This is a genomic window from Pseudomonas sp. MWU349 (assembly GCF_017947325.1).
Classification (GTDB): domain Bacteria; phylum Pseudomonadota; class Gammaproteobacteria; order Pseudomonadales; family Pseudomonadaceae; genus Aquipseudomonas; species Aquipseudomonas protegens.
Map to the genome: position 1 here is coordinate 214,594 of NZ_JAFEVP010000007.1, position 23,699 is coordinate 238,292.

Below are 23,699 nucleotides of genomic sequence, written 5' to 3' on the forward strand. Positions count from 1 at the left end.
TGCTCGAGGACCTGGGCCGTTCCTCATTCGGGCTGCAGGGCATCGAGCAGGTCGCGATCAAGCTCCAGCATGGCCTGCTCCAGGCGAGCCAGTGCGGCCTTGATCTCGGTGCTGGCGGCCCCCTGCAGGCAGGCTTGCTCCAGGTACTCGCATTCCTGGATCAGCACCTGTGCCTTGATGATTTGCGCCGCGCCGCGAATCCGGTGGGCCAGGTCGGCAACTCCCTGGTCGGTCTCGCTGGCCAGCTGTTCGCGGATGAGTATCAAGTCCTGCTGGTTGCTCTGGTGCAAGCCGCGCAGTACTCGCTGGATGACCTTGGGGTCGCCATTGGTGAGGTCGTCGAGCTGCTGGATGTCATAGCGCTCGCGGGGGGGCTGCGCTTGCGCGCGGGGCAGGGCGGTCAGGGATCGCAGGCGCAGGTCGAGGTCGGGCAGGGCGATGGGCTTGAACAGGCAGCCGTTCATTCCGGCATCGCGGCAGCGCTGTTCCTCTTCGGTCTGGACATTGGCGGTAAAGCCGAGGATGTGCACGGGCGGGCTCTGCTGCTCGCGTTCGCTTGCGCGAATATGCTGGGCCAGTTGATAGCCGCTCATGACCGGCATGTTGCAGTCGGTGATGACCAGGTCGAAGGGCTCCTCTTGCCAGATCTTGAACGCTTCGGCGCCATTGCTCGCCTGGCTCAACGAATAGCCCAGGTACTTCAACTGCTCGCAGAGCAACAGCCGGTTGGCCTGGCTGTCATCCACCACCAGGATGTGCAGTGCCTGGCGCGTGGCGACCGTTGGCGCTGCCGGCGGGAGCACGGTGGGGGCCTGCTCCAGGGCGGGCAGGCGGCTCAGGCGCAGTTGCACCCGTACCTCTGTGCCGTGCCCTGGCTGGCTGTGCAGGGTCAGGGTGCCGCCCATCATTTCGCACAGGGTGCGACAGATCACCAGCCCCAGGCCGGTGCCGGAACGGGCATCCTGATGCTGCCCGAGTACCTGGCTGAAGGGCTTGAACAGCTGTTGCAGGTCGTCGTCGGCGATGCCGATGCCGCTGTCCTTGACCGTCAGTAGCAACGCCAGGTACTCCGGTTCGCTGGGCCCGGTCGCCAGGCGCACCTGGACACCGCCTTGCTGGGTGAACTTGATGGCGTTGCTGATCAGGTTGGAGAGGATCTGCTTGAAGCGCAGTGGATCCACCAGCACGTCGTCACCGGCGTGGCTGTCCAGCTCCAGCTCCAGGCGCAGGCCCTTTTGCCGGGCCAGGCCGTCGAAGACCCGGAACACCGGCTCCACCAGCCCGCGCAGGTTGGCCCGCTCCGGGCTCAGGCTCAGGTGGCCGCTCTCGATCCGGGCAATGTCGAGGATATCGCCGATCAGCTCCAGCAGGGTTTGCGCCGAACTGTAGGCCACCTCGATCGAGGGCCGGTCGAACTGGCCCTGCTCGGCGCGCTTGAGCGCCAGTTCGAGCATGCCCAGTACCGCGCTCATGGGCGTGCGGATCTCATGGCTCATGGTGGCCAGGAAAGTGGTCTTGGCCCGGTTGGCCTTGTCTGCCTCGTCCTTGGCCTGGGTCACCTCTTGCAGCAGTTGCTGGCGTTCGCTGATGTCCAGCCAGCCGCCGATGATGCCCTGGATTTCGCCCTCGGCATTTCGATAGGGCAGCATCCAGTGGTAGATCCGCATCTCCTGGCCGCGGATATGCACCGTGCGGTCGATCAGCAGGGGCGGGCCACCGTCGAAGATGCTTTGGAAATCCTTGGCGAACTGCTCGGCTTCGGGGACCGTCAATTGTTCCAGATCGGTACCCAGCATGCTCTGGCGATCGGCACCCATGGTCTTCAGGTAGCTGTCGTTGCAGATCACCAGGCGCCGCTTCAGGTCGCGCACGTAGATCGGGTTGGGCGTGCCATTGATCAGCGCGTCCATGAAGCGCAACTGATCGTTGAGGGCGTGTTCGGCCTGTTCGCGCTGGCGAACCTGGCGGCGCATGGCGTAGCCCCAGGCCAGGGAGATCAGTAACAGCAGTATCGAACCGGCACCGGCCAGGTAAAAGGTGGTGCGGTAGTCGCGCCAGGAGGGTGGGGCCACCGCGGCCTTGGAGCGCCAGCGATTGTTGAGCTCGGTGATGGCGTCGGGTGAGATGCTGCGCAGGGATTTGTCGATGATGCTGAACAGTTCCAGCTGGTCACGGCGCACGGCAAAGGATTCGTTGAGCAACGGCAGGTTGAGGGCTGACCTGACCTTGAGCTGGTCCTCCTTGATGCGCGGCAGGTTGAAGCTGACGGCGATTTCCGCCTGCACGGCGCCGTCTGCCTTGTGGTCGCGCAGCAGCGACAGGGCTTCGAAGTTGGTCTGCACCTCTTTGATGCGGATCTGCGGATAGCGCTGGTGCAGCTGCGACACCAGGGCATGACCGCTGCCGATCAGCAGGGTCTTGCCGGCCATGTCTTCGAGGCTTTTCGGCGCATCGGCGGCGTCGCGGGTGACCAGCATGTAGGGCCCGACCAGGTAGGGCCGGGTGAATTGCAGGTAGGTTTCGCGCTCTGGGGTGCGCGCCCGGTCGGCAACCATCTGCACCTGGCCGTTGCGCACGGCCTCGTTGAGGTCCTTGAAGCTGGGCAGCGCCGTGATGTCGAAGCTCAGCCCGGTCTTGGCCTCCAGCATGGTCAGCAGGTCGGCGGTAATGCCCAGGTAGTTGCCGTTGGCGTCGAAGTAGGACATCGGTGGCAGGTAGCGGTGAATACCAATGCGCACCACCGGGTTGTTTTCGATCCAGCGCTGCTCCTCCACCGTCAGGCTGGTCTTCTCCATGCTCAGCAGCAGGCGGTCGCCCCAGCGATTGCGGATGCTGGTGCCTTGCTCCTGGTGGACCGCTTGCAGCGCGTGGTCGAGCAGATGCTGCAAGCGTTGGTTGTCCGGGGCCACCGCAAAGGTGAGGCCGCTGCTGCTGGCCGGGCCGCTGTAGATGATCCGCAGGTAGTCGCTGTAGTTGCGCGAGATCAGAAACTGCGCCAGCACCGCGTCGCCAAGCAGCATGTCGGCATCGCCGAAGGCTACCGCGGCCATGGCCGCATCGGCACTGGCGTAGCTTTCGATCCGGGCCTTGGGGTACATGGCCTGGGCCACGGGCAGGCTGATACTGTCCAGGGAGATGGCCAGCCGGTACCCCTGCAAACCGTTTTTCAGCGACGGTGAATCCCCCAGGCGAGCGACCAGTGTCGGGCGAGTGGCCTGATAGATCTGGCTGCGCAACAGTTGACGTTGCTCGGCCTCGCTCTGGGTGACGCTGCCCACGAAGTCGATCTCGCCCTTGGCCAGGGCACTGAACACCTGCTCGCGAGTGTCATAGGCGCGGACGCTGATCCTCACGCCCAGGGCATCGCCCAGCAGGCCGGCATAGTCGGCGGTGATGCCTTCGTACTCCTTGGCTTCGTTGACCATTTCCAGCGGCGGCAGGTTTTGCTGCGAGGTACCCAGAACCAGCTCACGCTTGTTGCGCAGCCATTGCCAATCGTCGCCGCTCAAGGGCAGTTGTTGGCGGTGGGGAGATTCATAGTTGAGCAGTTGCAAGGAGAACGCGGGGTTGGCCATCGCCGGGAGGCATGTCAGCCACATCAGCATGGGCAGGATGAAGCGCGGCATCGGGGCTCCTGAACGAATTACGGCACACGGATGAGTCGAGAAGGAGTGGCAGGCTGCGTGGCCCGCCATACAAGGGCCTACCGTCAATGCTGGACGTCAGTATAGATCACGGGAGGGCGCAAAAAATCGGCCCATTTTCCTGGGTTGCCGGGGCTTGGGCAAGTGCGCTGTCGGGCGGTGGACGGGCGTCCCGGGTCAGGGTCAATGGCAGGCCTGGGGCTGGACGGGTGCGGCAATAGTGGTGAAGCTGTGTGTCCTTCAACGTTGGCGGGTCCTTGCATGCTCATCGTTTTCAGCGGCTTGCCGGGCACCGGCAAAACCACCATCGCCCGTACCCTGGCGCCCCACCTGGCGGCTACCTACCTGCGCATCGACAGCATCGAACAGGGCCTGCGTGACGCCGGCCTGGCGCAGGTGGGCAAGGCCGGCTACCAGATTGCCCTGCAACTGGCCGAGGCCAACCTGGCCCTGGGCAACCGGGTACTGGCCGACTGCGTCAATCCGGTGCAGGAAAGCCGCCAGGCCTGGCAGGCCCTGGCCAGCAGGCAGGGGGTGAGGCTGCTGGAGATCGAGGTGGTGTGCTCCGATCTTGCGGAGCATCGGCGCCGGGTCGAGACCCGCCAGCTGGATGTGCCGGGCCTGCGCCCGCCCAGCTGGCAATCGGTGCTCGAGCATGACTATCAGCCCTGGGCGAGCTCGCCGCTGCGCCTGGACACCGCGCAGCTCTCACCGCAGCAGGCCCTGGCCCTGATTCTGGCGTGCCTGCCGGGCGCCTGAGGTTGCCGGGGGCAGAGGCGCCAAGTCTTTGAACCTCGGTGGTGCACTGACGGTCAGTGCTCAGGGCCCCGCGGTGGCGCCTTGGGCTCGTGCTGTGGGGCGCCATTGGCCGGAAAACTCCCGATAACGGGGCAAAACCCTCAGCGTGGGGGCTTTGTGCACCGATTCTGTTCGCGCAAAGCCGCGAGCGGCGTCGACTACGCTGCTGGGGCTTTGCTGCTGGGGGGCTTCAGCCTTCTTTGTGTCTCTTTTTTGAATCTATTTGTCGCTATGCGGTCATTTTTGCCACGGGCTAGCCCCGGGGCGGCGCATCGTGCATTTGCGGCATAGCGATTGCTATCACTCTTTCAGGGGGCAGGGTCCCTCACGCTCGAAGCCGGGTCACGTACACACAGGGTTCAAATAAAAAGCCGTTCACGTCACGGCAAGGAGTTGGCTATGTCCCGCGCTTTCTTTGATGAAATGTATGCTGCCGATGGCGTCTGCCGGCCTCACTACCAGGGTTTTGCCCGCTGGCTGGCGGACACTCCTCTGGAACTTTTGGACCAGCGCCGGCGTGAGGCCGACCTGCTGTTCCATCGCGCCGGTATCACCTTCACCCTGTACGGCGACGAGCAGGGCACCGAGCGCCTGATTCCCTTCGACATCATTCCCCGCAGCATCAAGGCCAGCGAATGGCGCACCGTGGAGCGCGGCTGCATCCAGCGGGTGCAGGCGCTGAACCTGTTCCTCGCCGACCTCTATCACGGCCAGCGGATTGTCAAGGAAGGCATCATCCCCGCCGAACAGGTGCTGGCCAACGAGGGCTACCAGGTGGCGATGCAGGGCCTGGACCTGCACCGCGGCGTTTATGCCCATATCGCCGGGGTCGATCTGGTGCGCGACGGCGACGGCAGCTACTACGTGCTCGAAGACAACCTGCGCACTCCCAGCGGCGTCAGCTACATGCTCGAAGACCGCAAGATGATGATGCGCCTGTTCCCCGAACTGTTCGCCGCCCAGCGCATCGCGCCCATCGACCATTACCCGAACCTGCTGCTCGATACCCTGAAAAGCTCCAGCCCCCTGGACAACCCGACCGTGGTGGTGCTGACCCCGGGGCGCTTCAACAGTGCCTATTTCGAACATGCGTTCCTGGCCCGGGAGATGGGCGTGGAACTGGTGGAAGGCGCCGACCTGTTCGTGCGTGACGACCGGGTGTACATGCGCACCACCGCCGGTGCCCAGACGGTGGACGTGATCTACCGACGCCTGGATGACGCCTACCTGGACCCGCTGTCGTTCAACCCCGATTCCATGCTCGGGGTGCCCGGGCTGATCGCCGCCTACCGCTGCGGCAACGTGGTGCTGGCCAATGCCGTGGGCACCGGGGTGGCCGACGACAAGTCGATCTACCCCTATGTGGACGAGATGATCCGCTTCTATCTGAGCGAGGAACCGATCCTCAAGAACGTGCCCACCTGGCAGTGCCGCAAGCCCGCCGAACTGTCCCACGTACTGGCCAACCTGGCGCAGTTGGTGGTCAAGGAAACCCAGGGTTCCGGCGGCTACGGCATGCTGGTGGGGCCGGCGGCCACGGCGGCGCAGATCGAGGAATTCCGTGCACGGATCAAGGCCCGGCCCGAGGCCTATATCGCCCAGCCGACCCTGTCGCTGTCCACCTGCCCGACCTTTGTCGAAAGCGGCATCGCGCCGCGGCATATCGACCTGCGGCCGTTCGTGCTTTCGGGTCGGGAAACCCGCCTGGTGCCCGGCGGCCTGACCCGGGTCGCGCTGCGCGAGGGCTCGCTGGTGGTCAACTCGTCCCAGGGCGGCGGCACCAAAGACACCTGGGTGGTGGAGGACTGAACCATGCTTTCAAGAACCGCAGCCGATCTGTACTGGATGTCCCGCTACCTGGAGCGTGCCGAGAACTTGGCACGCATGCTCGAAGTCAGTTATTCGCTGTCGCTGATGCCTCAGGCCGGGCGCGGCGACGGCCAGGCCGAACTGGCCATGTCGCTGCTGGCCGCCGGCACCCTGGACGATTACCACCAGCGCCACGGCAAACTCAACAGCGAGCGCATGCTGCATTTCTTCGCCCTCGACGAGAGCAACCCGGGCAGCATCTACTGCTGCCTGCGCGCGGCACGCAGCAATGCCCACGCGGTGCGCGGGCGGATCACCGCCGACATGTGGGAAAACATCAACGCCACCTGGCTGGAGATGCGCAACATCGCCCGCAACGGCCTGGGGCGCTATGGCATCAGCCAGTTCTGCGAGTGGGTCAAGGAGCGTTCGCACCTGTTCCGCGGCGCTACCGCCGGCACCATCATGCGCAACGATGCCTATCGCTTCATCCGCCTGGGAACCTTTATCGAACGCGCCGACAACACCCTGCGCCTGCTGGATGCGCGCTATGAAATGTTCGGCGAGGAGTCCGAGGAGGTCAGCGACGACTCGGCCCGCGGCTACTACCAGTGGAGCGCCTTGCTCCGCGCCTTGTCCTCCTTCGAGGCGTTCAACGAGATCTACCGCAACGCCCCGGGGGCCGAGCAGGTGTCCGAAATGCTGCTGCTGCGCGCCGATGTGCCGCGCTCGCTGCACGCCTGCGTCGAGGAGCTGGACCAGATCCTCGCTGCGCTGCCGGGGGACAACGGCCGCCCGGCACAGCGCCTGGCCGCCGAGCTGAATGCGCGGCTGCGCTACACCGGGATCAACGAGATTCTCGACTCCGGGCTGCACCAGTGGCTGACCGACTGCATCGCTCAGATCCGCCACCTGGGGCAAACCGTGCACGAGTCCTATCTGGAGGTGGTATGAAACTGTCCATTCGTCACGACACGACCTACAGCTACACCGATGAAGTCTGCACCAGCATCCAGTTTCTGCGCCTGACGCCCCAGAACAGCCTGCGCCAGCAGATCCTCCAATGGCACCTGGAGCTGCCGCGGCGGGTGCGTGCCCAGCGCGATCCCTACGGCAACATCCTCCACGTCATGACCCTGGACGAGCCCCACGGCGCGATCGTCCTCAGCGCTTTCGGCGAAGTGCAGATCGACCCGCTGCGCGAAGTGGAGGGCGACAGCCAGTCGCCGCTGCCGTTCCTGCGCAGCAGCCACCTGAGCAAGGCCGACCCGGCCCTGAGCGACTTTGCCCGACAGCATTGTGGCGAGCGCCGCGATCGCGCCGCGCTGATCGAGCTGATGCAGGCCCTGGCCGAGCACATGCCCTACAGCCCTGGCGCCACCGGGGTCGGCAGCACCGGCGCGCAAGCCTTTGCCGGCGGCGCCGGCGTCTGCCAGGACCACACCCATGCGTTCCTGGCCTGCGCCCGCAGCCTGGGCATACCGGCGCGTTACGTGTCCGGCTACCTGTGCACCGAGGATCAGAGCCACCTGGCCAGCCATGCCTGGGCCGAAGCCTGGCTGGATGACGGCTGGTACAGCTTCGACGTGACCAACCGCCTGGACCGCCCCGAGCGCCACCTGAAACTGGCGGTGGGCCTGGATTATCTGGACGCCTGCCCGGTACGCGGCATGCGTCGCGGTGGCGGGGCGGAGCAGATGCACGCTCAGGTGCAGGTCAGTTCCATGATGCAGGTCCAGCATCAATAGGCGCGCCGGGCTCAGTCGCGGCCCATGGCTTGGCGGCGGTATTCATCCGGGGTGGTGCCCATCATCCGCCGGAACATGCTGATAAAGGCCGAGGCGCTGCTGTAGCCCAGGTCCAGGCCGATGCTTTCCACGGTCCGTCCCTGTTCCAGCAGGGCCAGGGCCTGCACCACCTTCAGGCGCTGGCGCCATTCCACCAGTGACATGCCCAGCTCGCGCTGGCTGCGCCGCATCAGCGTGCGTTCGCTGGTGTTGGCGGCATGGGCCAGTTGCGGCAGCGAGCGCGGGTCGCCGGGGTTGGCCTTGAGGGTGCGCAGCACCGGGCCCAGCAGCGGGTCGTCGGAAGAGGGCAGGTAGCTGCCGGCGCAGGAGGCCTGCCCCAGCTTGTCCACCAGCACCTGCAGCAGGCGCTGTTGCTCGTCGCTCTGGGGCAGGCCCGGTGGCGCCTGGCGCAAGTCGTCCAGGAGGGCCAGGACCAGCGGGCTCAGGCTCAGGGCGCAGTGCCGGGCGGGCAGGGCGGTGCACCGCTCGGGCGCCAGGTACAGCGAGCAGTGGCAGGCTTCGTGGCGGTTGAAGCCCATGTGCTCGACATTCGGCGGCAGCCAGATGCCGTACTGCGGCGGCGCCAGGTAATGGTGGTCGCCCAGTTCGATTTCCATTACCCCGCTGTAGGCATAGACGAACTCGCCCCACGGATGGCGGTGGCGCGGGTAGGTGGCGTGGGCCGGCAGGTTGGCCGCGCGAAAGAAGATCGGTGCCGGCAGGGCTTCGCTGAAAGGCGGCAGGTGCAACTGTTGCGCGGCTTTGTTCACGGCGGGCACCGGTTGGCGGATAAGTGCTATGGGCTGGCGGATTAAAACTATATCTAGGAAAACTGTCAGGCGGACAATCCTTCATCACTTTTTCTCGATGAAGGATCTGCCATGGCCACTCGCCAACCCCTGGATGCCACCGCCTGCAGCCTGATGGTCGGCCTGTGTGCGATCTGGGGCCTGCAGCAGGTGGCGCTCAAGGCCACTGCGTCGGACATCGCCCCGGTGCTGCAGATTGCCCTGCGCTCCGGCGGCGCGGCGCTGCTGGTGGGCCTGCTGATGTGCTGGCGCGGCGAGCGCCTGGGGCTGGGCGACGGCCATTGGCGCCCGGGCCTGCTGGTGGGCGGGCTGTTCGCCCTGGAGTTTTTGCTGGTGGGTGAAGGGCTGCGCTACACCACGGCCTCGCACATGGCGATCTTTCTCTATACCGCGCCGATCTTCGCCGCCCTGGGGCTGCACTGGCTGATGCCGGCCGAGCGGTTGAAACCCGCGCAGTGGCTGGGTATTGGCGTGGCCTTTGGCGGCATAGTCGTGGCCTTTAGCGGCCCTGCCGCGGCCGGGCACGGCGGTGGCAGCCATGTGCTGCTGGGGGATTTTCTCGGGGTACTGGGTGGGGTCGCCTGGGGCGCCACCACCGTGGTGGTGCGCTGCTCGCGGCTGGCCTCTAGCCCCACCACCCGGACCCTGCAGTATCAACTGCTGGGGGCCTTTGTCTGGCTCGGGCTGGCGGCGCTGCTGACCGATCAGACCAACATCCATTTCACCCCGTTGGTGGTCGCCAGCCTGGGTTTCCAGGTGTTGGTGGTGTCGTTCGCCAGCTTCCTGATCTGGTTCACCCTGCTGCGCCGCTACCCGGCCTCGCGGTTGGGCGTGCTGTCGTTCATGACCCCGCTGTTCGGCATCGGTTTCGGGGTCTGGCTGCTGCATGAGCCGCTGGAGCCGAACTTCATTTTCGGCGCGTTGCTGGTGCTGGCGGGGATTGTCATGGTCAGCGGCTACGAGTGGCTGCGCCAGCGTTTCAAGCGCAATCGCGAAACCCCGGTGGCGCCGCGCAGTTCGTGAAAGCCCGGTTGTGGGCAAGTCGGCTCCTGCCAGTGAAACTGTCCCGGGGACGATTCAGCGTTTTGCCGCCTCAAGGGCGTGGCGAATGTCTTCCTGCAACTGGCGGGCACCGCTGCAGGCAGGGTCGGTGGGGCCGTGCTTGCAGGATTTATCCAGCACCTTCAGCGCCAGATCGGCGTCGGGCGCTACGCCTATGCCCCGGCTCAGGTGGAAGCCGTACATGGTGCAGGCCCAGGGGTCATCCAGCTCACAGGCCTTGTTGAAGGTCTGCACTGCACAGTGCCGGGTGCCCTGGCTGTCGGCGTCGGCCGTGAGCATGCCGGCGGCGCGGTTGGTGCAGCCGGAGACCAGGCCCAGGCTGCAAGCGCGCTGGTACAGCGGTTCATAGCCTTCGGCGGGCCCTTTGGCCTGTTGCAGGGTGGTTGCCAGCCAGTAGCAATCGTTGCCGTCGCCGGCTTCGCAGCGCTGCAGGCAGGCCCCCAGCTGCTCCGGTGTTTCGCAGCGGTTGGCCTGCGTGGCCCGTATCGCGGCCCTGGCCGGCATGTTGTCGCCGGGGCATTGCCTGGCCTGGGCCTGCCAGTCCTGCCGGGCCTGGACTTTGGCGTACAGGGCGTCGATCAGTGCCTGGTCGGTGGGCGCGGCATTGGCGGCAAGGCTCGACAGCAGGGCCATGCCGAACAGGCAGAAACGGTAGTGACGAGGCATGGGGCAGAGTCCTTTCCAGAGGTCATGGGCGCGGGCGTATCTTAAGGATTTTCAGCAATAGCTCCAGGCTGCCGGTGGGGTGGCGAGAGGTTTTTTTCATTTTGCCTGCGGCCACTCTCTTGTGGTCCCGGGGTTTTACTCTGTACTGTATATAAAAACAGTATACGGGCCCGACCATGCAACTGATCGACAAGCTGAGCATCCTCGCCGATGCCGCCAAGTACGACGCTTCCTGCGCTAGCAGCGGCGCGCCCAAGCGCAGCTCCGAAGGCAAGAGTGGGTTGGGTTCGAGCAATGGCATGGGCATCTGCCACAGCTATACGCCGGATGGACGCTGCGTCTCGCTGCTCAAGGTGCTGCTGACCAATTTCTGCCTCTACGACTGCCAGTACTGCGTCAATCGCCGTTCCAGCGACGTACCCCGGGCACGCTTCAGCCCCGAGGAAGTGGTGCGCCTGACCCTGGATTTCTACCGGCGCAATTGCGTCAGCGGGCTGTTCCTCAGCTCGGGGATCATCCGCTCGGCGGACTACACCATGGAGCAACTGGTGCAGGTGGCCAGGCTGCTGCGCGAAGAGCACGAGTTCCGTGGCTACATCCACCTCAAGACCATCCCCGACGCCGACCCGTTGCTGATCGAGCAGGCCGGGCGCTACGCCGACCGCCTCAGCGTCAACGTCGAGCTGCCCACCGACCAGGGCCTCAAGGCCCTGGCCCCGGAAAAGCACCTGGGCTCGATCAAGCAGGCCATGGGCACCATCTATACCGGCGAGCAGACGGTGCTCAACGAGCCCCGGGCGCCGCGCTTCGCCCCGGCCGGGCAGAGCACCCAGATGATCGTCGGCGCCGATGACACCGACGACAGCACCATCCTCCACAGCGCCGAGGCGCTGTACGGCAACTTCCGCCTGCGCCGGGTCTATTACTCGGCCTTCAGCCCGATTCCCAACAGCCCGAAAAGCGTACCCCTGGCCGCGCCACCGCTGATGCGCGAGCACCGCTTGTACCAGGCCGACTTCCTGCTGCGCGGCTATGGCTTCAGTGCCAACGAACTGTTCCAGGGGCCGGGGCACCTGGCCCTGGACATGGACCCCAAGCTGGCCTGGGCCCTGGACAACCGCAGCGTGTTTCCCCTGGACCTGAACCGTGCAGAACCGGCGCTGATCTCGCGCATTCCAGGGATTGGCCTGCGCACTACCCAGCGCCTGGTGGAACTGCGCCGCGAGCGGCGTATCCGCTACGAGGACCTGGCGCGCATGCGCTGTGTGCTGAGCAAGGCCAGGCCGTTCTTCATCACCAGCGACTATCACCCGCAGCAGGCGGAAACCAGCAGCGCGCTGCTCTACCAGCAACTGCGGGAACGCCCGCAACCTCAGCAGATGGGGCTCTGGGGATGATCAGCCTGGACTGTGACGACCTGTTCGACACCTGGCGCCAGCAGGCGCGCTGGCTGCTCAGCCATTCCATCGACCCGAGCCGGGTCAGTTGGTCCGGGACGCAGGAGGCCGATCTGTTCGCCAGCGATGAGGACTGCCCGCAGCAGCCCGGGCCGTTTCGTGCGCGGATTCCCCAGGCCCTGCTGCAGCTGCTGGAACGGGCCGCCTGCTATCGCGGCGATCAGCGCTGGAGCCTGTTGTACGAGGTGCTGTGGCGGGTCAGCCATGGCGACCGCACGGCCATGCTCAGCGGCGATCAACTGGGCAGCGAGTTGCAGCGGCGAATCAAGCAAGTCGACCGCGAGGCCCATCACCTGCATGCCTTCGTGCGCTTCGTCAGCTTGCCCGCGGGCCGCTCACAGCTGGCCGAGCAGCCTGAATACGTGGCCTGGCACGAGCCGGCCCACGACATCCTGGCCCCGGCCAGCCGGCATTTCATCGGGCGCATGGGGCGCCACCGCTGGATGATCGCCACGCCCCGGGACGGGGTGTATTTCGACGGTACGCAACTGCACCACCAGAGGCGCTGCCCCAGCGCCTGGCGGCAACTGGCCCAGGCCAGTGAAGACCCCGGGGGCGAGCTGTGGCTGGCCTACTACAGCCATATCTTCAACCCGGCGCGGCTCAACCCCCGGGTGATGCAGGGCCATTTGCCGGCGCGCTTCTGGAAGCACTTGCCCGAGGGGCCGCTGATTCCGGCACTGATCAACCAGGCTCGCCACGGCAAGCAGCGCGACGGGCAGGCCAGCCAGGTGGCAGCACGGCCAGGCAAGCGGATCGGCCAGCCGCGCGGCGATAGCGCTGGGCAGGCCCCAGGGCCTTCCCTGACAATGGGCGGCTTTGAACAATGAGGCAGGCAGCCAATGGATGAAGGCGTGGATGACGGCAAGGGCATTACCGAGGAATTCTGGTCGAAGGGAGTGACTGACGACGCGAAGATGATGTGGCGGGTGGGCAGCCGCGGCGTGACCTTCCTGGCGGCGCTGCTGCTGCCCAAGACCGGGTTCAAGACCGTTGATATCGGGGTCGGGGTGCTGACCATGCTGATCCCCTTGCTGGTGATCGAAACCCAGAGGGCCTATTCGAAGTTTTCCCCCGGGTTCCTCGCCTGGGTGATCCGCATCAGTGTGTTTGCCAGCGGTGTGGCCATGGCCAGCCTGGGGCTGGTGGTCTACTTCGGGGTCGTGATGCCTTTGGTTTCAGCGGTGGGCATGCTTTTTTTTCAACAGAGCGCCAGCCTCCAGTTCCAGGGGCACAGGGGGATGGAACAGGTCGGTTTCTGGTGGATGGCGGCTGTCACCGGCTTTGCCGTGATGTATGCAGTGGTCAAGAATTTTCGCGAGACCAAGGTGTTCGAGATCGTCTATCACCTGCCACGCAACGGCGTGAGGCAGCTCATGCAAGAGCGACCGCTGCGCGCCAGCGACTGGCCGATGTTCGTCTGGTTCGAACTCTGCGTATTGATCGTAAGCTTTCTCTACACCTTGATGGCTTCCCAGGCCGCGCTGCTGGTGGTGGATGGAACGCAACAGGTGCTGATGTTGTTCGGTATCAGCCTCTGAGGGAGCCCCGCCTTCGGCTGGCATCCTGCAGGCTCCAGGCATGAAAAAGCCCGCCCCTGGCAACCAGGGGCGGGCTCGGCTGAAGCAGGGAGGGGAATCAGACCTTGACGATCCAGCCCGCTGGCGCTTCGACGTCGCCGGTCTGCACACCGGTCAGCTCTTTGTAGAGCTTCTGGGTGATCGGGCCGACTTCTTTTTCGCTGTAGAACACGTGCAGCTTGTTCTGGTACTCGATGCCGCCGATCGGCGTGATTACCGCGGCAGTACCGCAGGCACCGGCTTCCTTGAAGTCCGCCAGCTTGTCGATGAACACGTCGCCTTCGACCACTTCCAGGCCCAGGCGGGTCTTGGCCAGTTCGATCAGCGACAGGCGGGTAATGCCCGGCAGTACCGATGGCGAGTTGGGGGTGACGAATTTGTCGTCATGGGTGATGCCGAAGAAGTTGGCCGAACCCACTTCCTCGATCTTGCTGTGGGTCAGCGGGTCGAGGTAGATGCAGTCGGCGAAGCTGGCTTTCTTGGCCTGGGCGCCGGGCATCAGGCTGGCGGCGTAGTTGCCACCGACCTTGGCCGCGCCGGTGCCCTGAGGCGCCGCGCGGTCGTAGCTGGAGATCAGGAAGTTGTGCGGGGTCAGGCCGCCCTTGAAGTAGGCGCCGACCGGGATGGCGAAGATCGAGAAGATGAACTCCGGCGCGGTGCGCACGCCGATGTTATCGCCGACGCCGATCACGAACGGGCGCAGGTACAGCGCGCCGCCGGTGCCGTAGGGCGGGATGAAGCGTTCGTTGGCCTTGACCACGGCCTTGCAGGCTTCGATGAACTGTTCGGTGGAGACTTGCGGCATCAGCAGGCGGGCGCAGCTGCGCTGCATGCGTGCGGCGTTCTGGTCCGGACGGAACAGGTTGATCGAACCGTCCTTGCAGCGGTAGGCCTTGAGGCCTTCGAAACATTGCTGGCCATAGTGCAGGGCGGTGGAGCCCTCGCTGATGTGCAGCACATTGTCTTCAGTCAGGGTGCCTGCGTCCCACTCGCCGTTACGCCAGTGCGACAGATAGCGCTTGTCTGTCTTGATGTAGTCAAAACCCAGCTTGTCCCAATTGATGCTTTCGTTACCCATGACACCCTCTATCGCTTAACAACCGTCGGAACGGCTCAAGGCTTCTGACGTTTTTTTGGATGGGCACAACAATACTGCATTCCGGGGGCATGCCGCATCCCGGACGATGGGAGGGGGCGCAAAAAAACTTAGCCTGCTTATGAAGCTTCCCCCATACCCCCTGTAGGAGCGAGCTTGCTCGCGAAGGTCTCGGCGAGAACGCTTGGCTATTCCCGCCAGCTCTTTCGCGAGCAAGCTCGCTCCTAACTGGGCACAGTCCTGTGTGCCCCTTGAATGGTTACAGATGCAGGGCGTGGCCCAGGGCCCGCAGCGCCGCTTCCTGAACCGCTTCACCCAGGGTCGGGTGGGCGTGGATGGTGCCGCCGATGTCTTCCAGGCGCGCGCCCATTTCCAGGGATTGGCCGAACGCCGTGGACAACTCGGAGACTCCGACTCCCACTGCCTGCCAGCCGACAATCAGGTGATTGTCACTTCGGGCCACCACCCGCACGAAACCGCTTTTCGATTCCAGGGTCATGGCCCGGCCATTGGCCGCGAACGGGAAGCTGCTGACGATGCAATCCAGGCCAGCGGCGCGGGCCTCGTCCGGGGTCTTGCCCACCACCACCAGTTCCGGGTCGGTGAAGCACACCGCCGGGATCGCCGCCGGGTTGAATTCCCGGTGCTTGCCCGCGATCAGCTCGGCGACCATCTCGCCCTGGGCCATGGCCCGGTGGGCGAGCATCGGCTCACCGCTCAGGTCGCCGATGGCCCAGACGTTGCGCATGCTGGTCTGGCAGCGGTGGTCGATCTTGATGGCCGCGCCGTTCATCTCCAGGTTCAGGCTTTCCAGGTTCCAGCCCTGGGTGTTGGGCTTGCGGCCCACCGCCACCAGCACCTGGTCGGTGGCCAGGTTCAGGGTGTCGCCATTGGGTTCGCGCACCTGCAGGCTGCTGCTGGCGGCATCGAAGCCCAGCACGCTGTGCTTGAGGTAGAGCTTGATCCCCAACTGCTTCACCGACTCCAGCACCGGCTGGGTCAGTTCGCCGTCGTAGGCCGGCAGGATGCGTTCCTGAGCCTCCACCACGCTGACTTCGACGCCGAGCTTGCGGTAGGCGATGCCCAGTTCCAGGCCGATATAGCCGCCGCCGACCACGGTCAGGCGCTTGGGCAGGGTCTTGGGCGCCAAGGCCTCGGTGGAAGAGATGATCGGCCCGCCGATGGGCAGCATCGGCAGGTTGACACTTTTCGAACCGGTGGCCAGCAGCAGGTGCTCACAGTGGATACGGGTATCGGCGCCTTCGATCTCCACGGTCTTGCCGTCGATGACCCTGGCCCAGCCCTGGATCACCTGGACCTTGTTTTTCTTCAGCAGCGCGGCGACCCCGGTGGTCAGGCGGTCGACGATGCCGTCCTTCCATTCCACGCTCTTGCCGATGTTCAGGGTCGGTGCGGCCACTTCAATGCCCAGGGCCGAGCCCTGGCTGTGGTGGCGGGTCTGGTGGAACTGCTCGGCGACATGGATCAGCGCCTTGGACGGGATGCAACCGATGTTCAGGCAGGTGCCGCCCAAGGACTGGCCCTCCACCAGAATGGTGGAAATGCCCAGCTGGCCGGCGCGGATGGCCGCCACATAACCGCCAGGGCCGCCGCCGATGATCAGCAGTTGGGTATTGAGAGTCTGTTGCATGTCTTACTCCACAAACAGCGTGGCGGGTTGTTCGAGCAGGCCGCGAATGGCCTGGATGAATTGCGCAGCGTCCATGCCGTCGACCACCCGATGATCGAAGGAGCTGGAGAGGTTCATCATCTTGCGGATCACGATCTGGCCCTTGACCACCATGGGCCGCTCGACGATGCGGTTGACTCCGACAATCGCCACTTCCGGCAGGTTCAGCACCGGGGTGCTGACGATCCCGCCCAGGGCACCGAGGCTGGTGAGGGTGATGGTGGAGCCGGAGAGTTCATCCCGGGCGGCTTTGCCGCTGCGAGCAGCCTGGGCCAGGCGCGCGATTTCCTCGGCGTTGCCCCACAGGCTGCGGGCTTCGGCGTGGCGCACCACCGGTACCATCAGGCCGACGTCGCTCTGGGTGGCGACCCCGACATGCACCGCGCCGTGACGGGTGATGACCTGGGCTTCGTCGTCGTAACGGGCATTGATCTGCGGGAAGTCGCGCAGGGCGACCACCATGGCCCGCACCAGGAACGGCAGCAGGGTCAGCTTGCCGCGGGTGGCGCCGTGTTTTTCATTGAGGTGGATGCGCAGCTCTTCCAGGGCGGTGACGTCCACTTCCTCGACATAGCTGAAGTGCGCAGCGCGGTGCTTGGACTCCTGCATGCGCTGGGCGATCTTGCGGCGCATGCCAATGACCTGGATCTGCTCTTCGTCGTGGCGCTCGGCATAACCGGCCCCCGGCGCCGGGTAGCCCTTGAGCGGCTGGCTGTCCTGGGCCAGGTAGGCCTCCAGGTCTTGGTGCAGGATGCGCCCGGCCGGGCCGCTGCCTTGCACCAGGCGCAGCTGGATGCCCAGATCCAGGGCGTGCTTGCGCACCGCCGGCGAGGCCAGCGGGCGTTCGTCGGCTTCCCGGGCCACCGGTGCCTGGGGCGCGGCGCGGCAGGCGGCTTGGCTGACGACGGCTTTTTCCACCTTCGGCGCTTCGACCACTGGCGCGGCCGCCGCCGGCTTATTAATAGCTGCCGGCTCTTTTACCGCCGGTGCGGCTGCCTGGGCGGACTCCTTGAGGTTGCCCGCGCCTTCGACCTCGATGCTGATGAGAATGCTGCCCACCGCCATCACTTCACCGGGCTCGCCGCCCAGGGAGATGACCGTGCCGTGAACGGGGGAGGGGATGTCGACCATCGCCTTGTCGGTCATCACGTCCGCCAGCACCTGATCTTCCACTACCTGATCGCCGACCTTGACGTGCCACTGCGCCAGTTCCACTTCCGCGATGCCTTCGCCGATGTCCGGCATCTTGATTACGTGCGTGCCCATTCAGACCTCCATGACCCGTTGCAGCGCCGCGCCCACTCGGGACGGCCCTGGGAAATATGCCCACTCCTGCGCGTGGGGATACGGCGTATCCCAACCGGTGACGCGCTCGATCGGGGCTTCCAGGTGGTGGAAGCAGTGTTCCTGCACCAGCGACACCAGTTCGGCGCCGAAACCGCAGGTGCGGGTGGCTTCGTGTACCACCACGCAACGGCCGGTCTTCTTCACCGACTTGACGATGGTGTCCAGGTCCAGGGGCCACAGGCTGCGCAGGTCGATGACCTCGGCGTCGATGCCGGTTTCCTCGGCCGCCACTTGCGACACATAGACGGTGGTGCCGTAGGTGAGGACGGTGACGTCCTTGCCCGGGCGGGCGATGGCCGCCACATCCAGGGGCACCTTGTAGTAGCCGTCCGGCACCTGGGCCGCCGGGTGCTTCGACCAGGGGGTTACCGGGCGGTCGTGGTGGCCATCGAACGGGCCGTTATACAGGCGCTTGGGTTCGAGGAAGATCACCGGGTCATCGTTCTCGATGGAGGCGATCAGCAGGCCCTTGGCGTCGTAGGGGTTGGAGGGCATCACGGTGCGCAGGCCGCAGACCTGGGTGAACATCGCCTCGATGCTCTGGCTGTGGGTCTGGCCGCCGTAGATGCCGCCGCCGCAAGGCATGCGCAGGGTCATGGGCGCGGTGAACTGGCCGGCGGAGCGATAGCGCAGGCGCGCGGCTTCGGAAATGATCTGGTCCGAGGCCGGGTAGACGTAGTCGGCGAACTGGATTTCCGCCACCGGGCGCAGGCCGTAGGCGCCCATGCCGATGGCCGCGCCGACGATGCCGCTTTCCGAGATCGGCGCGTCGAACACCCGCGAGGTGCCGTACTTGGCCTGCAGGCCTTCGGTGCAGCGGAACACGCCGCCGAAGTAGCCCACGTCCTGGCCGAACACCACGACGTTGTCGTCACGCTCAAGCATCACATCCATGGCCGAGCGCAGGGCCTGGATCATGGTCATGGTGGTGGTGGTCATGGCGGTGTCCAGCTGGATATTGTTGTTGTGATCGTTCATTTCAGATCCCCAGTTCCTGGCGTTGGCGTTTCAAGTGCTCGGGCATGTCCTTGTAGACATCCTCGAACATGGTCGCGGCGCTGGGGATCTGGCCGCCGGCGAGGGTGCCGTACTGTTCGGCTTCCTTCTGGGCGGCGATGACCTGGGCTTCCAGCTCGGCACTGACCGCGGCGTGTTCCTCTTCGGACCACTGGCCGATCTTGATCAGGTGCTGCTTGAGGCGGGCAATCGGATCGCCCAGGGGGAAGTGGCTCCAGTCGTCGGCCGGGCGGTACTTGGACGGGTCGTCGGAGGTGGAGTGCGGGCCGGCGCGGTAGGTGACCCACTCGATCAGGGTCGGGCCGAGGTTGCGCCGGGCGCGTTCGGCGGCCCAGCGCGAGGCGGTGTAGACGGCGATGAAGTCGTTGCCGTCGACCCGCAGGGAAGCGATGCCGCAGCCCACGCCGCGTCCGGCGAAGGTGGTGGCTTCACCGCCGGCGATGGCCTGGAAGGTGGAGATCGCCCACTGGTTGTTGACCACGTTGAGGATCACCGGTGCGCGGTACACGTGGGCGAAGGTCAGGGCGGTGTGGAAGTCCGACTCGGCGGTGGCGCCGTCGCCAATCCAGGCCGAAGCGATCTTGGTATCGCCCTTGATCGCCGAGGCCATGCCCCAGCCCACGCCCTGCACGAACTGGGTCGCCAGGTTGCCGGAGATGGTGAAGAACCCGGATTCCTTCACCGAGTACATGATCGGCAACTGGCGCCCCTTGAGCGGATCGCGCTCGTTGGACAGCAGTTGGCAGATCATCTCCACCAGCGGCACTTCCCGGGCCATCAGGATGCTTTGCTGGCGGTAGGTGGGGAAGCACATGTCGTCGATGTTCAGGGCCAGGGCCTGGGCACTGCCGATGGCTTCCTCGCCCAGGCTCTGCATATAGAAGGACATCTTCTTCTGCCGTTGGGCGACCACCATGCGATTGTCGAAGATCCGCGTCTTGAGCATGGCGCGCATGCCCTGGCGGAGAATCTCCATAGGCACGTCCGCGGCCCAGTCGCCCAGGGCGTTGCCCTGGTCGTCGAGCACGCGGATCAGGCCACGGGCCAGGTCGGCGCAGTCGGCAGGTTCGATATCGATAGGAGGTTTGCGGGCCAGGCCGGCATCGTTAAGACGCAGGTAGGTGAAGTCGGTCTTGCAGCCGGGACGCCCCGAGGGTTCGGGAACGTGCAGGCGTAGCGGTGCATACGCGGTGGTCATGGCTTTCTACGCTCGATCTTGTGGATTTCTTGTAATTGGGCGCGCTAGCTGACAGTCATTCCCTGGGTAAGAGAAATCTTGTCCTACAAACATCATAGGCCGGGCGTAGAAGAATATTTATCTCTGTTTCATTGCGCTGGACGGTATTTGCAGATAAAAAATCTGCATAAACATAAAAAAAAGGTTGTTTTGTCTCATGCGCAAACTGGACCGTACCGATATCGGCATTCTCAACAGTCTTCAGGAGAATGCCCGCATCACCAACGCTGACCTCGCCCGCTCGGTGAATCTTTCGCCCACCCCGTGTTTCAACCGGGTCAAGGCCATGGAGGAACTGGGGCTGATCCGCGAGCAGGTGACCCTGCTGGATGCCGACCTGTTGGGGCTGCACGTCAATGTGTTCATCCACGTCAGCCTGGAGAAGCAGGTGGAAGAGGCCCTGCAGCACTTCGAGGAGGCGATTGCCGACCGCCCGGAAGTGATGGAGTGCTACCTGATGGCGGGTGACCCGGACTACCTGATCCGCGTGCTGGTGCCCAGCATCCAGTCCCTGGAACGCTTCATGATGGACTTCCTGACCAAGGTCCCCGGGGTGGCCAATATCCGCTCCAGCTTCGCCCTCAAGCAGGTGCGCTACAAGACCGCGCTGCCGCTGCCGGCCAACGGCCTGACCCTGGGCACCTGAGGCTCAGGCCGGGATTTCGTTCCACAGCTGCTGCAGCTGCTTGAAGTCCCAAGCCTCCGGCGCTTCCCGGGCGACGATGTGTTCCTCGCCCTGCAGCCGTGACAGGTCCAGGATCCGTTGTGGCAGGGGCATCTTCGAGCGCGTGGAAAAGAACACCTTGACCTTGGGCAGCAGCAGCGACTCGCTGTTCTGCTCCAGGACCACCGCCAGCTTGCCGCTGTGCAGGCGCACCAGAGAGCCCACCGGATAGATGCCGACGCACTTGACCAGGGCCTGCAACACCCGCGAGTCGAAATGTCCGGTCCAGCCGGACATGCGCTGCAAGGCCTCGGCCGGGTCCCAGCCACGGTTATAGGGGCGGGTCGAGGTCACGGCGTCATACACGTCGCAGACCGCGCCCATCTGTGCGAATAGACTGATCTGCTCCCCCGCCAGGTGGTGCGGGTAGCCGCTGCCGTCGATCTTTTCGTGATGGTGCAGGCACACATCCAGCACCAGCGCGTCCAGCTGCGGGTTCTGGCGCAGGATGGCCCCACCGGCGGCGGGGTGCAGCTTGATCCGTTCGAACTCGTCGGCGGAGAGTTTTTCCGGTTTGTTGAGGATGCTCTCGGGGATGGTCAGCTTGCCGATGTCGTGCAGCAGCCCGGCGACCCCGGCCTGGTGCACCTGGGCCACCGGCAGTTCCAGTTGCCGGGCCACCGCCACCATCAGCGCGCAGACCGCCACCGAGTGCATGTAGGTGTAGTCGTCGGCGGTCTTGAGACGGGCCAGGCTGATCAGTACGTCGGGGTGGCGCAGCAGCGAGGTGGAGACGTTGTGCACCAGGTCGTCCACCTTGACCAGCTCGATGGCCTGGCCCATGCGCACTTCCTGGAACATCTGCATTACCGCCTTCTTGGAGTGGGCGCAGATCTTCAGTGCGCGCTGGATTTCCTCGGCCCGCTCCACCCGCAGCGGGGCGTCGCTCTTGAGCGGCGGCTGGGTGGCCGGGGCACTGGGCTGCGGGTTCGCCGGCAGGTCCAGGCCCTTGGCCGTGTCGATCCACAGGCTGCTGACATTGGACTGATGCAAGCGCTGCAGGTCGGCGCGGCTATTGAGCACGAAGCCGGCTTTCCAGAACGAATGGTCCAGCCACGAACCGCAGAATTGGTGGATGTACATGCCCATCTGCAACTGCTGCACGGAAATGAGTTTGAGCACGGTCAAGCCCCCCACCTGATTCAGACCGGCTCGGGCGCCAAGAGGCGCCCGGGCCGGCTGATCGATAACGCTCCTTGCCGTTACTTATCCTGAACCGCTTGACCGGTCGCGCCCGGTCATAGGGAGAAGCGTGCCACCAGTTTGTTCAGACTGACCGCCAGTGACGACAGTTCACTGCTGGCAATGGAGGTCTGGCTGGCGGCGGACGAGCTCTGCACCGACAGGTCGCGGATGCTCATCAGGTTCTGGTCCACCGAGCGTGCCACCTGGGCCTGTTCCTCCGAGGCGGTGGCGATCATCAGGTTGCGTTCGTTGATGTGGCTGATGGCCTGGGTAATGTGACCGATGGCCGAGCCGGCTTCATGGGCGATGGCCAGGGTCTGGCTGGCGTCCTCGCTGCTTTGTTGCATGGACAGCATGGCTTTGTTCGAACCGCTCTGGATGCCCTGGATCATCTGTTCGATTTCCTGGGTCGAGAGCTGGGTGCGGTGGGCCAGGGCCCGCACTTCATCGGCGACCACGGCAAAGCCGCGGCCTTGCTCGCCGGCCCGGGCGGCCTCGATGGCGGCGTTGAGGGCCAGCAGGTTGGTCTGCTCGGCAATGGCGCGGATCACGTCCAGGACCTTGGTGATGTCCTGGGCCTGTTGCGCCAGGCCGGCCATTTCCACCCGGGTGTTTTCCACGGTGCCGGTGAGCTTTTCGATGGAGTGGATGGTCTGCTCGACCCGCTCCTTGCCCAGCCCGGCGGAGCGCTCGGATTCCTGGGTCGACTGCGAAGCGGACACTGCGTTGCGCGCCACTTCCTCGACGGCGGCGGTCATTTCGTTGACCGCCGTGGCGGCTTGTTCGGTCTCCATGCTTTGCTGCTGGATGCCGGCGTTGGACTCGCGGGTGATGGCGCTCATTTCCTCGGCGGCCGAGGCCAGTTGGGTGGACGAATCGGCAATGTGGCGGATGGTCGACTTCAGGCTGTCGAGCATGGCCCGGGTGGCGGTCTGCAGCTCGGTGAGTTCGTCCTGGCCGCTGACTTCAACCTGGGTGCGCAGATCGCCCTCGGCGATTTTCCGCGTGGTCGCCAGCAGGGTCTGCACCGGCAGGATGATGCTGCGAGTGAAGAGTAGGGCGATCAGCGCGGTGAGCAGGATGGCCACGACAATGATCACCCCGGTCAGGGTAATCCCGGCGGTGAACTGGGCGCCGGCATCGGTGGCCGATTGCGCCGCGCCTTGTTCGTTGATGCGGATCAGCTCATCGATGGAGGACTGCAGGGTGTTGGCCAGGGGCACCGTCACCTGGTTGACATAGTTGGTGGCCTCTTCGGTGCTGCTGGTCTTGCTGCTTTCCAGGAGCACGGCCAGCTTGTCCTGGTAGGCCTGGGCGCCGCTCTTGACCAGGTCGTAGGTGTCTTGCTCATGGGGGCTGGATACCAGCGCAGCGTAGTCCTTGATGGCCTGGTTGAGGTTGCTCTTGAGTGTTGCGAGGTTGCCCAGGGTGGCGGCCTTGTCAGCCGCATTCTCGGTGACATAGTGCAGCGTTTCGAGACGCAGGCGCAGGGTGCTCGATTCAATCAGGGTGGCTTGCCGCACGCTGGGCAGCCAGTTGGTTTGCAGCTCTACCGCGGCATCATGGATCTGCCCCATCTTCCACAGGGCCAGTCCTCCCAGGCCAACCAATAACACGCAGATCGAGCCGAAGCTGATTAGCGCACGCAAGGTCAATTTCATGTTTCTTGTCACCATAAGGCACCTGCTTGTTTGGAGTGGTACGGCTGATACTTCGACTCCCTGTCGCCTTGATGCCAATCTGATCTCATTAAAGTGAAAAATCTGTAGAAATGTAAAAAAGTATTTCTAG

General features: G+C 64.8%; 19 protein-coding genes. 9 read left to right on the top strand and 10 right to left on the bottom strand.

Annotation, left to right across the window (positions count from 1 at the left end):
- Window positions 1-23: 23 nt before the first annotated feature.
- Window positions 24-3,626 (bottom strand): transporter substrate-binding domain-containing protein, encoded by a 3,603-nt coding sequence (locus KCG88_RS26655; protein ID WP_210713490.1) that lies wholly within the window; start codon window positions 3,624-3,626, stop codon window positions 24-26.
- A 279-nt stretch (window positions 3,627-3,905) separates the two neighbouring features.
- Between KCG88_RS26655 and KCG88_RS26660 the strand changes: the two genes are divergently transcribed.
- The 4 genes from KCG88_RS26660 to KCG88_RS26675 all read left to right on the top strand — a co-directional run bounded on the left by KCG88_RS26660 (window position 3,906) and on the right by KCG88_RS26675 (window position 7,999).
- Window positions 3,906-4,403, top strand: a complete 498-nt coding sequence (locus KCG88_RS26660; protein WP_047336485.1) for an AAA family ATPase — start codon at window positions 3,906-3,908, stop codon at window positions 4,401-4,403.
- Between the two features lie 438 nt (window positions 4,404-4,841).
- Window positions 4,842-6,251, top strand: a complete 1,410-nt coding sequence (locus tag KCG88_RS26665; protein ID WP_047286060.1) for a circularly permuted type 2 ATP-grasp protein — start codon at window positions 4,842-4,844, stop codon at window positions 6,249-6,251.
- A gap of 3 nt (window positions 6,252-6,254) precedes the next feature.
- Window positions 6,255-7,205: an alpha-E domain-containing protein gene (locus KCG88_RS26670; RefSeq protein ID WP_210713491.1), complete on the top strand. Its 951-nt coding sequence runs from the start codon at window positions 6,255-6,257 to the stop codon at window positions 7,203-7,205.
- A complete protein-coding gene (locus KCG88_RS26675; protein ID WP_011060817.1) occupies window positions 7,202-7,999 on the top strand; it encodes a transglutaminase family protein in 798 nt (265 codons plus the stop codon). The genes KCG88_RS26670 and KCG88_RS26675 overlap by 4 nt, the downstream gene beginning before the upstream one ends.
- Window positions 8,000-8,010: 11 nt before the next feature.
- On the opposite strand, the gene KCG88_RS26680 is transcribed toward KCG88_RS26675, so the two are convergent.
- Entirely contained in the window at window positions 8,011-8,808 is a 798-nt protein-coding gene (locus tag KCG88_RS26680; RefSeq protein ID WP_210713492.1) for a helix-turn-helix domain-containing protein, read from the bottom strand.
- A 111-nt stretch (window positions 8,809-8,919) separates the two neighbouring features.
- Here KCG88_RS26680 and KCG88_RS26685 point away from each other — a divergent pair, with 111 nt between their 5' ends.
- Entirely contained in the window at window positions 8,920-9,870 is a 951-nt protein-coding gene (locus KCG88_RS26685; RefSeq protein ID WP_047336488.1) for a DMT family transporter, read from the top strand.
- A gap of 54 nt (window positions 9,871-9,924) precedes the next feature.
- Here KCG88_RS26685 and KCG88_RS26690 read toward each other — a convergent pair whose 3' ends face one another.
- Window positions 9,925-10,575 (bottom strand): sel1 repeat family protein, encoded by a 651-nt coding sequence (locus tag KCG88_RS26690; RefSeq protein WP_210713493.1) that lies wholly within the window; start codon window positions 10,573-10,575, stop codon window positions 9,925-9,927.
- 176 nt (window positions 10,576-10,751) lie between these two features.
- On the opposite strand from KCG88_RS26690, the gene KCG88_RS26695 reads away from it, so the two are divergent.
- The 3 genes from KCG88_RS26695 to KCG88_RS26705 are packed head-to-tail and all read left to right on the top strand — an operon-like array spanning window position 10,752 to window position 13,573.
- A complete protein-coding gene (locus KCG88_RS26695) occupies window positions 10,752-11,972 on the top strand; it encodes a putative DNA modification/repair radical SAM protein (RefSeq protein WP_015635263.1) in 1,221 nt (406 codons plus the stop codon).
- Window positions 11,969-12,862 (top strand): TIGR03915 family putative DNA repair protein, encoded by an 894-nt coding sequence (locus KCG88_RS26700; protein WP_047336490.1) that lies wholly within the window; start codon window positions 11,969-11,971, stop codon window positions 12,860-12,862. Before KCG88_RS26695 ends, KCG88_RS26700 begins: the two co-directional genes overlap by 4 nt.
- A 12-nt stretch (window positions 12,863-12,874) precedes the next feature.
- Window positions 12,875-13,573, top strand: a complete 699-nt coding sequence (locus KCG88_RS26705; protein ID WP_210713494.1) for a hypothetical protein — start codon at window positions 12,875-12,877, stop codon at window positions 13,571-13,573.
- A 97-nt stretch (window positions 13,574-13,670) separates the two neighbouring features.
- On the opposite strand, the gene KCG88_RS26710 is transcribed toward KCG88_RS26705, so the two are convergent.
- The 5 genes from KCG88_RS26710 to KCG88_RS26730 form a co-directional block, all read right to left on the bottom strand.
- On the bottom strand, window positions 13,671-14,690 hold the full coding sequence (locus KCG88_RS26710; RefSeq protein ID WP_011060826.1) for a branched-chain amino acid aminotransferase: 1,020 nt from the start codon (window positions 14,688-14,690) through the stop codon (window positions 13,671-13,673).
- A gap of 277 nt (window positions 14,691-14,967) precedes the next feature.
- The gene (gene lpdA, locus KCG88_RS26715) at window positions 14,968-16,359 is read right to left on the bottom strand and encodes a dihydrolipoyl dehydrogenase (RefSeq protein WP_210713495.1); all 1,392 of its coding nucleotides are present in this window, start codon (window positions 16,357-16,359) and stop codon (window positions 14,968-14,970) included.
- Window positions 16,360-16,362: 3 nt separating this feature from the next.
- On the bottom strand, window positions 16,363-17,664 hold the full coding sequence (locus KCG88_RS26720) for a dihydrolipoamide acetyltransferase family protein (RefSeq protein WP_210713496.1): 1,302 nt from the start codon (window positions 17,662-17,664) through the stop codon (window positions 16,363-16,365).
- Window positions 17,665-18,723 (bottom strand): alpha-ketoacid dehydrogenase subunit beta, encoded by a 1,059-nt coding sequence (locus KCG88_RS26725; RefSeq protein WP_047286075.1) that lies wholly within the window; start codon window positions 18,721-18,723, stop codon window positions 17,665-17,667.
- Window position 18,724: 1 nt separating this feature from the next.
- Window positions 18,725-19,960 (bottom strand): 3-methyl-2-oxobutanoate dehydrogenase (2-methylpropanoyl-transferring) subunit alpha, encoded by a 1,236-nt coding sequence (locus KCG88_RS26730; protein ID WP_210713497.1) that lies wholly within the window; start codon window positions 19,958-19,960, stop codon window positions 18,725-18,727.
- A gap of 196 nt (window positions 19,961-20,156) precedes the next feature.
- Here KCG88_RS26730 and bkdR point away from each other — a divergent pair, with 196 nt between their 5' ends.
- Window positions 20,157-20,645, top strand: a complete 489-nt coding sequence (gene bkdR, locus KCG88_RS26735) for a Bkd operon transcriptional regulator BkdR (RefSeq protein ID WP_011060831.1) — start codon at window positions 20,157-20,159, stop codon at window positions 20,643-20,645.
- 3 nt (window positions 20,646-20,648) lie between these two features.
- Here bkdR and KCG88_RS26740 read toward each other — a convergent pair whose 3' ends face one another.
- Together KCG88_RS26740 and KCG88_RS26745 are read right to left on the bottom strand one after the other, a co-directional pair.
- A complete protein-coding gene (locus KCG88_RS26740) occupies window positions 20,649-21,845 on the bottom strand; it encodes an HD-GYP domain-containing protein (RefSeq protein ID WP_210713550.1) in 1,197 nt (398 codons plus the stop codon).
- A 116-nt stretch (window positions 21,846-21,961) separates the two neighbouring features.
- Complete coding sequence (locus KCG88_RS26745) at window positions 21,962-23,584, bottom strand: methyl-accepting chemotaxis protein (protein WP_047286100.1); 1,623 nt, start codon at window positions 23,582-23,584, stop codon at window positions 21,962-21,964.
- Window positions 23,585-23,699 lie beyond the last annotated feature (115 nt).